The organism is Mesorhizobium sp. GbtcB19, from assembly GCF_019091085.1.
Lineage (GTDB): Bacteria > Pseudomonadota > Alphaproteobacteria > Rhizobiales > Rhizobiaceae > Mesorhizobium.
Window position 1 is genome coordinate 1 of the sequence record NZ_JAGXJY010000419.1, and the last position, 243, is coordinate 243.

General features: G+C 63.0%; 1 protein-coding gene. It reads left to right on the top strand.

The window, feature by feature from the left end; genetic code table 11:
* Positions 1-243: extracellular solute-binding protein (locus KVT37_RS32625; protein ID WP_217579068.1), on the top strand; the 243-nt coding region annotated here is incomplete at both ends.

Here is a 243-nt window from a genome sequence, read left to right on the forward strand (position 1 = left end):
GAAGGAACAGTACGGGCTCTGCCGGCGCGGCAAGCCGGGCTGGGGCGAGAACATGGCCTTTGTCGGCACGCTGGTGAACACGTTCGGCGGACAATGGTCCGACATGAACTGGAAGCCGCAGATCAACTCTGACGCCTGGAAGAAGGCGATCGGCTGGTATGTCGACACCATGAAGGAGGACGGGCCTCCCGGCATCAGCTCCAACGGCTTCAACGAGTACCAGGCCCTGTTTGCGGCGGGCCA